Here is a 10281-nt window from a genome sequence, read left to right as displayed (position 1 = left end):
CAATGAAAATAGGCATATTCCATTGCGATCAGTGCAGCTTCCTTGGACTGCGGGGCGGCCAGCCCGTGAGGCGGCGCGCCAAAATGGAAGACCGGCTCGGCAACCCCCCAGAACATCAGTCCGATGCCCATGCCGACGCTGAACATCATGCACACCCACGAAACGGTAGTGAATTCCGGCAACTCGTCGTCGGCTCCAAGTCGGATCTTGCCGAAACGGCTGATCGCCAGGAACCCGGCAAAGACCAGAAACATAGCCGTCGAGACAACAAAGCCCCATCCGAAACCATTGATGATCGCCGCGAGCGTGGCGTTCGTCACGGAGGCGAGGCTATCCGGGGCAGTGGCTCCCCATAAGATGAACGCGGCTGTTATGGTTAGGGCCGGCCAGAATACCGCCGTATCTATGCCCCGTAACCTGCTTGTAGTCGACATGCGTGACCTCCCAAATCAATTTCGAAACCAGTTCCTAAAAAACTCCCCTTGGACGTCAAAGACCCGACCTCCTGCGAGACCAAGGTCGCGGACGACGAACGTGAAGCGTTCGCCGTTGGCGCCGTTTCGAAGTGTCGGATTTGACCCTCCTCCACCACACCCGTCAGGGTAGAAAGGGTGGGCAGGGAAGGATGGGAGGAATCTGGCGGGTCGGTGGGGAATCGGTAGATCCCGGGTAGGGAAGAGCCTACCCGGGCAAAGGCAGGCCATGCTGCGGCGCTCTGCGAAATCCTATGTCGAGCCAGTCGGATTGGTCGCTGTCCAAGCGCGGCGCCAGTAGACGCTCGCCCGGCTACCTGGCCGAACCAGTCGTGGAAGCGACAAAATTGATGACGCCTATGAGGCGGCGGGGTATTTCCTCTCCAATCGTTCCTGCTGCGGCGTTTGGGCGTAGAGTTCGCGGTAGCATTTGGAAAAATGCGACGCTGAAATGAAGCCGCATGCGGTGGCCACCTCGACTATCGGCACGGATGACTGGATCAGCATATGTCGTGCACGCTCGAGGCGTATCTCCAAATAATAACGGGCGGGCGAGCGCCCCATCTCATCGCGGAAAAGACGCTCGATCTGCCGTCGCGACAGTCCGACTTGCTTGGCAATATCGCCCACGGATATTGGGTCGGACGGGTTAGCGTCCATCAGTTCGATTATGGTCAGCACTTTCGAATTCTGAATGCCGAGCCGCGCTCGCAAAGGCAGTCGCTGGCCATCGCTTGCGCCGCGCACCCGATCGGTCAGCACCTGCTCACAGACGCGACTGACCAGGGATTCATCAAAATCATCGCCGATCAGCTTCAACATCATGTCAAGAGCGGCCGTGCCGCCGGCGCATGTGTAGATGTCGTGATCGACCTCAAAGAGGTCGGCAAACACATGCGCGTTCGGAAATGCCTCGGCGAAGCCTGGCAGGTTTTCCCAATGGATGGCGCAGCGTTTGCCGGCGAGCAACCCGGCAGCCGCCAGCACATGGGCGCCGGTGCAGAGGCCGCCGATCGCAACGCCGCGAGCATGTTCCTCGCGCAACCAGGCCAAGGCAGATTTGTTCGAATAACGCTCGACGTTGATGCCGGTGCAGACGATGACCATCGATGGCCTGTCGGGGCCAGCCAGCATCCGCCGCTCGTCCTGCAACGAGGTGTTGACCGCACACAGCACGCCGCTCGAAGCGGGCACGGGCCGCCCGTCGATACTAGCCAGCCGCCACTTATAGGCTTCGTAGCCGAGCATCCGGTTGGCGATGCGGATCGGCTCCAGCGCAGTCGCAAAGGCGACCATGGTGAAATCCGGCACCAGAAAGAAGACGAGCGAGCGCTTGATCGGATGTTCAGACATGTTCACTGTGACTAACGTCCGTGTCGCGAACCGGATGTCGTGAATGCGCCATCGACGACAGAATTTTTTTGCTTGTCACCATTGCGTAGACTCCGGCTCTTAAGCGGCTGGGAGAGCGTACCGGAAACCGCACCACGGCGAGAGCAGATCGACCCTGCGAAATAGAAACCTTGGAGTGGTGGGCCCGGCGGGTCAACGTTTCCTATATGAAATCAATACGTTAGCGGATTGTTCGCCAATCCGTTTCCATCGAACCCTCTCATATGGTCCTGGCGAACCCAATAACCAGGACGAAGAGTGATTTGAAAGCTGTGTCATGAGCAATAGGGTGACCCCTCCCCCTCTTTGACGCCTCAACTGGTTCATTGCAGTCTTTCCTGCGGTCGGATGGTGTGGAATGGCTCCCGCCGCCATTGACGGCATGCTGACGATTGGAAGGGGTGCTGTGGCAGCGACCCCACGATACGGAGCCATCTACAAATCTATTGGGCGACTTGGGACACGGCTGACATCAGCTCCTGGGGGCTTGGCGCCGCAAACATGTATCGCCCGCCCTCTGGAACCTCCGTGAAGCTCCAGCGGACGATCCCCTGGCGATCCAGCAGGAACTGACCGACCAGTTGTCCGTGTCCCGTTGCCATCATCTGCTCGTCGGCTTCGGTCATTTCGTAGTGGTCCTTTTTGCCAAGGATTTCGCCGGCTGCGATAGGATCCATGGGACCGGGCAACTCGCCTGGTATGTCGATCCTCATATCCTTTACCGCTGCCATCGAGACCTTGTACGGCCAGTTCGTCTCGTCTTGGGTGAATTCGAGATTGGGCAATCCAAAAGCACGATGTGAAGCGCGTTCAGGGTCGGAGGCCGCAAGCAGATTCGGCATCGGGTGGTAGCGGAAATAGAGACGCGCCCGCTCGATCGGCGTATTGACCACCGTCAGGCTCCCCACACCCTTTTCGCGCAGCTCCGGATCAAGCCGCGCCTGGGCGGCAATATGGCGCCGGCAAAACGCACAGTGCAGACCTCGAAACAGGCCGACCAACACCGGTTTTTGTCCGCGAAAGTCGTCAAGCGCGATCTTGCCTTCCTGGGTAATGGCGTCGAGTACCAGGTTCGGCGCTCGGTCGCCCGGCTGAAGCGGTATCAAGTCAATACGCGCGGCCATTTCCAACCTCCCACCCCGGCTAGTCGAGAAAAGGCAGCACCACAAGCGCTTCCGGGTCGAGCCCGTGCTGGGCGCATATGCCCTGCGCCAGGGAAAAGTAGCGTTCGGCCTCGGCCAGATTGTCGAGGTCGAGACTAAGCGTTGCAAGACCATCATAGCACGGAAACAGCAGTTGGGGCTCGCCCGTTTCGCGGGCTACGTCCAGTGCTTCGTGGAACAACCCAACCGCCAGTTCCGGACGGCCATTGCACTGGTGGATCTGCCCAAGCACGATTAACGGCACCGGCAGGTGCTCGCGCTGGTCGAGCGCCCGGTCGATCTCGATGGCCTTCTCGGCAGCAGGCACGCCCTCCGTTGGACAGCGATCCGTGAAAGTGCAGCAAGCAACCGCGAGATTGGCGAGGAGGCGCGCCTGGAAACCCAAATCACCAATATGGCGCGCCACTTCAAGACCGCGCCGACAGACCTCGATTGCCTTTGCGGGATCGATGGTCGTGTAAAGCACGCCGAGATTGGTGTAGCCGCGGCACGCCGCGCCGGGTAGACCGGCGGCTTCGGCCAATTCAATGCTACGTTCAACCAGGCCAACGGCTTCGCGGTTTCGTCCAAGGCGAGCCAGTGCAACAGCCTTGGTATTAAGTGCCTCGGCGGTCACGAGAGTGGCGTCAGCCCCTCCTTCGGAAACATGCTCCGTTGTCAGAGTGCTTACGCAATCCAGCGCCGCGTCCGCCCATTTTGCGGCGAGAGCGTGATCTCCGCTACGGAACGCCTGTCGGCCACGTTCTTGCCAGAGATGCGCCTGCTCGATCGGGGCATCAGCTCCATCGAGGAGCGCTGCCGCTTCAGCATAGCGGGATTCCGCGTTGTCCCGCTTGCCGACATCCCAGAACAGCCGCCCGATCTTGCGCAAAACGCGCGCCGAAGCGACACGATCGGTGGATTCGCGGTATGCCTGCAAGACCGTCTCGTAGTGGCGGTGCGCGATTTCGCGGCGGCCTAGCGGGCCGCTCAAATCGGCAGTGCGCTCTTGAATTGCCAGTTTGAGCGGTGTTTGCCCGATCGCGCCCAACGCAGTCAGTGCTCGCTCGTAGAGACGAAGCGCGTCGTCGTTGGCGTATATCATGCGAGCGCGATCGCCCGCCGCCTGCAGGTAATGCGCCCCCCTCTCCCGCTCGGCGCTCTGTGCGAAATGATGACCGAGCGCGGTCAAATCCTCGAGCCGTTCCGGCTTGTCGCCGCACAGTTGCTCCAAGGCGGTACCGACCCGCCCGTGGATATCGGTCCGGCGTTGCAGGAGCAGGTTCTGGTAGATCACGTCCTGCAGCAATGTTTGCGTAAAGCGGTAGCTTTGCGACGAGACCGAGCCTGATCCTGCAACCTCCTCGATGATTTCCGCATCGCAAAGCAATTCGCAGCCTGCCTCCAACCGGCCGGGGTCGGCTGTCACCGCTTTCAGAAGTGTGGCATCGAAGCGCGGGCCGATTACCGCGGCTTCCTGGGCCAACCGGCGCACCTCCGGGGGCAGCCGGTCGACGCGGGCAAGCAACATTGCCTGGATAGTGGCGGGAATGCCGGTTGCGACTTCGCCTGCCACGGTCCGCCATCGCTGGCCCTCGCGCATCAGGACACCGCCATCGATAAGGCCGCGAACGATCTCCTCGACAAAAAGCGGGTTGCCACCCGCGCGCTCGAGGATCTGGTCGACAAGCCCGCCTGCGGAGCTTACCCAGCTCTCGCCGAAAAGGGCCGCCAGCAGGCTGCGTCCGTCACTACTGTTGAGCGGCGAAAGCCGGAGCGCTGTGTGACTGACCCGACTTGAGTCGAGCTGGTCGTTGTCCGGCGCCGGACGATGCGTGACCAGCAACATCAACCGCGTACGTTCCAACCTGTCCATCACGAAACGCAGTGCCTCGAGCGACGCGGCGTCGGCCCAGTGCAGGTCCTCGACGACAATCAACAGCGGCGACAACGCAAGCCGCCGTTCGATGATGGTGCGGACCGCGTAGAGAATTTGCCGCCGCAACTGCTCGGGCTCGACATGCTGCAGGGTGGCATCGGGGTCGCCAAGGCCAAGCACATGGTAGAGCAAAGGCATCAGCCGCTTCGCCTCCTCGCCCTGCAGGCCGAGATCGGTAAGCAAGCCCGCGAGCTTGCCCCGCATTTCGTCCCCGCTGTCGTTTTGCATCATCCCGGCAGCGCTGCGCACCACTGCGCCCAAGGCGCCAAATGATTGTTCGCCCAGCGGTGAGCAAGTGGCCTGCCGCACGGCGACGTTGCGAAAACGATCCTCGTCGCCGACGCGGGCGACGAACTCCTTCACCAGCCGCGATTTCCCGATACCGGCTTCTCCGACGAGGCGGACAAGTTGGGCCGAGCCGCCGCACGCCTGGTCGAGGCTCGCCAGCATTCTATTCAGCTCCGCACCGCGACCTATTATCGGCGCACTGAGGCCGAGCACCTCGAGCCCGCGCGCCGCACGCGGCGCCGTAAGCGGTGCATCCAGTCGATGGACGAGCACACTGCCAGCCTTGCCGCGAAGCACGACATCCCCCAGCGACTCGTAAGAGAAGGCATGCCGGGTCAGCCTGTGAGTGAGCTCGCCGACCAGCACCTCACCCGGTGCGGCCAGCGATTGCAGGCGTTGCGCCGTATTCACTGTGTCTCCGGTCACCGAATAGGATTTGGCGGCGCCGATGCCCAATCCTCCAGTAACGACCGGACCGGTGTTTATGCCGATGTGGAGTAACAGAGGCGAGCCGGAGTGGGAGGTGCGTTCGCCGAGCCGTGCCGTCCGGGCGATCATGTCGAGAGCGGCGCGGAGCGCACGTTCCGGATCGTCCTCGTGCGCGACCGGTGCACCGAACAAAGCGAGCAGTGCATCGCCGATGAATTTGTCCACGAAACCACCAAAGTTTCGCACGGCCGCTGTCAATTCCTTGAACAGTTCGTTCTGCAGCGTTTGCATGACCTCGGGGTCGAGCTGCTCGCTGAGTGTCGTGAAGCCGCAAAGGTCGGCGAACAGGACCGTTACCGTCCGGCGATCGGCGTCAGAGACGGGATGCAGCCGTTCTTCGCTCTCGATGTTCGCAAGCAGCGACGGAGTTCGAGAAGGCGGCTCAATCGTCCGGCTTGGTGTCGGAGCCGGCCGTTCGGCGGCCTTTGCCGGCGCGCCGAGGCTTGCCCCACATTTCGGACAGAACTCGAAATCAGGTGCGCAGAGGTAGCCGCAACCGGCGCATGGCACGGGCTGGCGCCTGCCACACTTCGGACAGAAAGCGAAACCGCCCTCAACCTCGAAACCGCAGCCTGAGCACTCCATGGAGCAAGACCTCACTTGCGGCCGTGACGGCGTGATCTCGCTTAGCGCTTCACGGTCACGGTATTCACAAGCATGAACCGATAGCCGTCGACCAGCAAGCGGCAGCGCAAATGGGCGTCGAGCGACCCGTGTGGACCCTGTGGCAGAGCGCTGCCGATCCGGACCGCTGGGTAGCCATCGTTTGCGAAAGTTCCCTCTTGCCCTCCTTCTTCCTGCTATCGTGGAGATGAGGAGACGGACCATGAGCGAGAATCGTAAGCTAGCGGCAATCCTGGCTGCAGATGTGGTCGGATATAGCCGGCTCGCGAGCGCGGACGAAGATCTTACTTTGGCAAGATTGCGGACACTGCGCAGCGACCTGATCGATCCCACCATCGCAGTGCACAACGGGCGGGTGATCAAGCGCACCGGGGATGGGGCGCTGGTTGAGTTCCGCAGTGTGGTGGATGCCGTGCGCTGCGCCGTTGAGGTTCAAAATGGTATGGTTGAACGCAATGCCGGCGTGCCGCAGGACCGTCGCATCGAGTTCAGGATCGGCATCCATCTGGGGGATGTGGTGGAAGAAAGTGACGGCGACCTGATGGGCGACGGCGTCAACATCGCCTCGCGTTTGGAGGGCGTCGCGTCGCCCGGCGCTATCTGCCTGTCCGAGGATGCCTATCGCCAGGTCAAGGCGAGGCTCGACCTCTCGGTCAGCGATCTCGGGAGCACGCAGCTCAAGAACATCGCCGAGCCGATCAGGGTCTATTCGCTGCAAGTCGGCAGCGCCGCGACCAAGGCGGCCGCGGCCTCGGAAACCGCGACGAGCCGGCCGACGACGGCAGCGCCGCCGAAGCTGTCGATCGCCGTCCTGCCGTTCGCCAACATGAGCGGGGACGCCGAACAGGACTACTTCGCCGATGGCATATCTGAAGACATCATCACGGCGCTGTCCAAACTGTCGCAGCTCTTCGTCATCGCCCGCAATTCGTCGTTCACCTTCAAGGGCCAGAACGTCCGTGTGCAGGAGGTGGGCGCGAAGCTCGGCGTGCGGCATGTGCTTGAGGGCAGCGTACGCAAGTCGGGGAACAGGGTGCGCATCACCGCACAGCTCATCGATGCAACTACGGGCGGCCATCTTTGGGCGGAGCGGTTCGACCGCGACCTGACCGACATATTCGCCGTGCAGGACGACGTGACGCAGCAGATCGTCGGTGCGCTGGCGCTCAATCTGACTGAGGGTGACCGTCAGCGGCTGGCGCCCGAGCACTCGCGCGACACGGAGGCGTATGACTATTTCCTGCGGGGCCGGGAACTGTGGCACCGGCTGACGAGGGAGACGAACATCGCAGCCCGCGACCTCCTGCAACGTGCCATCGAACTGGACCCGACGTTTGCCTCTGCCCACGCTTTCCTCGCCCTCACGCACGGACTCGATTACCTGAACAGGTGGAGTGCGTCGCCGTCGGAATCGATGGCGCAAGCGGAAGAGGTCGCAACGCAAGCGGTAACGCTGGATGGCAGCAATCCCTGGGCGCACTGGGCGCTGGCTATAACCAAGCTGTACACTCGACGGCACGACGGCGCCATCAACGAGGCCGAGCGCGCGATAGTCCTCAATCCGAACTTCGCCGAAGGGCACGTCATCCTCGGCGAGGCGCTGTACTATTCGGGCAGATCCGAGGAGGCCCTCGAGAGTTTCGCCCGGGGGAAGACCTTGAATCCCTACTTTCCGGACGTGCTTCTGCACTTCCAGGCTTTGGCCCAGTTTCAATTAGGGAGGTACGAAGAGGCCGTTGACCTTTTGATGCAACGGCTGGCTCGCAACGCCGTCACCGACGTCTCGCGCGCGCTTCTAGCCGCCTGCTACGGCCATCTGGGCCGTTTCGCCGAGGCCCGCGCGGCATGGGAGGAGGTGCTTCGCGTCAATCCCGACTATTCGCTGGAATACCGTCGCAAAGTCTTGCCCTACAAGAACCCTGCCGATTTCGAAGTCGCGGTGGACGGGCTCCGCAAAGCCGGTATCGTGCAATGACAGGGTGAGTCAGCGGGCGGGCCTTGAGCTGCGGTCGATCCTTTTTGCCTGTTTCTGGATCGCGCCGATCTTGACAGAGCAGTACTGCCATCCGATGCCATCATCCGTTTTTGACAGCCGACTCTTGCCGAAGAAAACCAAAGCTCGATGAACCAGGAAATCGCCGGCTACGTTTCGGAACCCTTGTTCTCCCCTCGAACCAGGCGCGGGTAAGACGGCGTGGCGCATGACCCCTTGGTTTCAATCGTGGTGCCTGCGCACAACGCGGAGGCGACGCTGGCGCGCGCGCTCGATTGCCTTCTCGATCAGCAAATGGCGGATTGGGAGGCGATCATCGTCGACGACGCCTCCACAGACCGCACCCCCTCGATCATCGCCGGCTATGTGCAGCGCGATGCCCGATTTCGGACGTTGAGGTCGTGCGCGTATAGCGCCGCCGCCGCGCGCAATAGCGGGATTTCGACAGCGCGCGGCCACTGGCTCATGTTTCTGGATGCGGACGATTGGGTGGATGCCAGCTTCCTTGCGAAAATGCTGGCCGCACTGGAAACCGCTGCCGATGCGGCGGCCGTCTATTGCGGTTCTCGGCGTGTGATGCCCGATGGCGAACTCACCCCGTCGAGCATCTCAACCGAGGTCGCGATCCAGCCCTTCGAAACATTCGCCCGCCAGTGTGCCGTCTGTACTCACGCGCTGCTGGTCGACCGGGAGACAATTGTCGAGTTGGGCGGTTTCGATGTGTCGCTGCGCACCTGCGAGGACTGGGATCTGTGGCAGCGCCTCGCACGCCTGGGCAAAAATTGGGTAATGGTCGACGAGCCGCTCGCTTTCTATCGGATCAGCCCCAACTCGCTCTCCCGCGATTCGACGCAGATGCTGGCAGATGCGGGAATCGTGATCGCCCGCGGCTTTTCTCCTGATTCCAGGGTCAAAGACCCGGCAGCGGCTCACGCCAATGGTGCGATAGAAGCGAACGGCTGCTCCGCCTCCGAAGCCCTCGCATGGTTCGCGTTGTGGAACACCGCGTCGGATTGCGGCCGAAGCTCGCTCCCGATCGACCCGCAGTCCCTGCGCGCGCTTCCGGTAGCACGTAAGTGGGCGCGTGAGATCGCCAGGGTGGCCGTCGATGGCCTTATGGTAGGGAGCCTGTCGGTGCCGGCGCAATTGGCTGCCAGGTGGGACAGGTTCGGCGGCGCTATTACTGAGTTGATTATCGGACTCGGCAAGGTCTGGGACAATGCCGCCGCGGCTCGCCGCGTCCAGTATCACCTTGAGCAGATGCTTCTCGAGGCCGACGATCTTGCCGCGCCGCGCAGTCTGGCGCGGACACTTGGACTTCGCGTCGACGCTCGAAATCCGACCTCGACCGAACTGCCGGAAGGAACCGATCAAATCTATGCCCATCTGATCATGGATGGCCAGATCGACGCTGTCGTGCAGTTCGGCGTACTCGGAACAGTGACAACGGATCATTGGATCGAATTGATCCTGGACATCCTGCCCCCTGACCGGCTTTCAGACAGTGCCGAGGCATTATCCACAGCGGAACGCCGGTCTGATCCGGACAGCCACTTCGGCAAACTCGCGCAATTGGCCGCGGAAGCGCTGGAGCTGGTTCGGTCGAGCGCCGAACCCGCAGAACCTCCTGCAACGCCGCGCCGAGCACGGACCACGGATAGGAGTGATCGCACGGCGTTCTGGAATAGCTATTTCGCGACCGAGGATCCCTGGAGCTACGGTTCGCGCTATGAGCAGGAAAAATATGAGCGGCAGCTCGAAATCCTTCCTGCCGGTCCCATCGGACGGGCGCTTGAGCTGGCCTGCGCGGAGGGCCACTTCACGCGGCAGCTGGCGCCGCGTGTGGGCCGTTTGACCGCAACTGACATCTCCGCCATAGCCATCGAGCGGGCGGGCGCGCGATGCAGCGATCAGCCGAATGTTGAGTTCGGCGTACTGGAT

At 62.0% G+C, this 10281-nt stretch carries 6 protein-coding genes; 2 read left to right on the top strand and 4 right to left on the bottom strand.

All coding sequences use genetic code 11. The annotated features are described in order from the left end of the window. The 4 genes from EOA33_RS12710 to EOA33_RS12695 all read right to left on the bottom strand — a co-directional run. Positions 1-434: BCCT family transporter (locus tag EOA33_RS12710; RefSeq protein WP_190234267.1), on the bottom strand; the 434-nt coding region annotated here is incomplete at its 3' end. A 396-nt stretch (positions 435-830) separates the two neighbouring features. Beyond that, positions 831-1826: a GlxA family transcriptional regulator gene (locus tag EOA33_RS12705; RefSeq protein WP_348628233.1), complete on the bottom strand. Its 996-nt coding sequence runs from the start codon at positions 1824-1826 to the stop codon at positions 831-833. 482 nt (positions 1827-2308) lie between these two features. Next, positions 2309-2989 carry a redoxin domain-containing protein gene (locus EOA33_RS12700; RefSeq protein ID WP_127405784.1) on the bottom strand — a complete coding sequence of 227 codons (681 nt, stop codon included), beginning with the start codon at positions 2987-2989 and terminating at the stop codon, positions 2309-2311. Between the two features lie 19 nt (positions 2990-3008). Further along, positions 3009-6308, bottom strand: coding sequence for an adenylate/guanylate cyclase domain-containing protein (locus EOA33_RS12695; protein ID WP_189375475.1), 3300 nt, complete (start codon positions 6306-6308; stop codon positions 3009-3011). Positions 6309-6549: 241 nt separating this feature from the next. Between EOA33_RS12695 and EOA33_RS12690 the strand changes: the two genes are divergently transcribed. After that, on the top strand, positions 6550-8322 hold the full coding sequence (locus EOA33_RS12690) for an adenylate/guanylate cyclase domain-containing protein (protein ID WP_127405783.1): 1773 nt from the start codon (positions 6550-6552) through the stop codon (positions 8320-8322). Positions 8323-8541: 219 nt separating this feature from the next. Further along, positions 8542-10281 (top strand): glycosyltransferase (locus tag EOA33_RS12685; protein ID WP_127405782.1); only part of this gene is annotated, 1740 nt, incomplete at its 3' end.

The sequence above is a fragment of the Mesorhizobium sp. M4A.F.Ca.ET.050.02.1.1 genome (assembly GCF_003997725.1).
GTDB lineage: Bacteria > Pseudomonadota > Alphaproteobacteria > Rhizobiales > Rhizobiaceae > Mesorhizobium.
Note: the sequence above shows the minus strand (reverse complement) of the source record. Positions and strands in the feature narration are given on the sequence as shown.

Coding starts and splice junctions, on each gene's coding strand:
- EOA33_RS12690 (WP_127405783.1), top strand. CDS start 6,550: ATGAGCGAGAATCGTAAGCTAGCGGCAATCCTGGCTGCAGATGTGGTC.
- EOA33_RS12700 (WP_127405784.1), bottom strand. CDS start 2,989: ATGGCCGCGCGTATTGACTTGATACCGCTTCAGCCGGGCGACCGAGCG.
- EOA33_RS12705 (WP_348628233.1), bottom strand. CDS start 1,826: ATGTCTGAACATCCGATCAAGCGCTCGCTCGTCTTCTTTCTGGTGCCG.
- EOA33_RS12695 (WP_189375475.1), bottom strand. CDS start 6,308: ATGGAGTGCTCAGGCTGCGGTTTCGAGGTTGAGGGCGGTTTCGCTTTC.